This is a genomic window from Vibrio sp. 1557 (assembly GCF_033340175.1).
GTDB classification, from domain to species: Bacteria; Pseudomonadota; Gammaproteobacteria; order Enterobacterales; family Vibrionaceae; genus Vibrio; species Vibrio alginolyticus.
Window position 1 is genome coordinate 1 of record NZ_JAWOVZ010000212.1, and the last position, 1,176, is coordinate 1,176.

Genomic DNA, 1,176 nt, shown 5'->3' on the forward strand with positions numbered 1-1,176 from the left:
TCCCTGGGGTGCAAGCTGAATACGAAGACATCATGGGCAACATCGTGGCAAATGATGCGTTAAATACGCCAGTTAAATTGGTGGGTAAAGACGGTAAGGAATACACCAATCTAAAAGGTGTTACCGTGAACCTACACATCACTGAGCAAATGGAGTCCCTACCACCAATGCCTCGTGGTATTGCAAGATTCCTTGATATTGGTGCAGAAGGCCGCGGACGTGTTGGCGATGTCATCTTGAGAATGGGTGTGCGCCAAATGAAGTCTTACGACTACACAGTGAAGACTCGTGGTCAATCTCAGTTTGATACGTTTACGAAGCAACAAGACCGCTACGGTATTATCGCGGGTGACAAGGTTGAGTTTGTTATCGACGGCGAGAAGTTTGTGGCAACAAAAGCAAACAAGCTGGCTTACGACTACGCAAACCAACTGGTGACGTCCAAAGGTTACGATCTAAAAACGTACCTAGATAGCTATGAGCCTGCAACACTAAACAAGGTTGCAGAGAGCATCGATAGCGCTTGGGGGCCATTCCGAACAGCGATTGTCCCAGCGTTCCACGATCCTGTATTGCTGCTGGATGCGCCAATGGTCAACGCAATGAAGCGAACCATTGATGCGGATATCGCGGCAGGTGTGCTGTCGTTTAGCCAGTCTTTCATCAACTTTACGACAGCGAATGTGACTTCGGGTGATTTGGTCATCGATGCAACTTCGGGCACATTGAGCTACAAAGGTGGTAAAGCGCACGATGAGCTGAAAGCGTTCGAAGCTTACACTGATGCGATGCTTTTGATTTACAACGATCACGCCGAAGACATGATGTTCGCGGTCGACAATGTGTACGCAGGGTACATGGCGTCTTCAGATGCTGACAAAGAACTTTGGCTGAAAGATCTCAATATGATTCAAGCGTATTTGCGTGGTGATATCGGCGCTGTGGCTGGTGATTACTACAAGATGCTTGATCGCCTACCAACTGCAGTGAGTTTCCAGTAAATAACTCTTAATTCACTCATACAAAGGCCTGCAGCAATGCAGGCCTTTTTCGTCATAGGACTGATGGAATTTAGGAGTGAAAGATGATCTGTCCGTCTTCTGTCATCACAAGTGTCGCTTTGCTTTGTTCGATAAGTTGGGCAGCATAAGAAGGGGTAACTGCCTGCATATCACC

General features: G+C 47.4%; 2 pseudogenes. One reads left to right on the forward strand and one right to left on the reverse strand.

The window, feature by feature from the left end:
- Positions 1-1,001, forward strand: a pseudogene (locus R7070_RS25960) (MoxR-like ATPase); the annotation flags it as partial.
- A 70-nt stretch (positions 1,002-1,071) separates the two neighbouring features.
- On the opposite strand, the pseudogene R7070_RS25965 reads toward R7070_RS25960, so the two are convergent.
- Positions 1,072-1,176, reverse strand: a pseudogene (locus R7070_RS25965) (C factor cell-cell signaling protein); the annotation flags it as partial.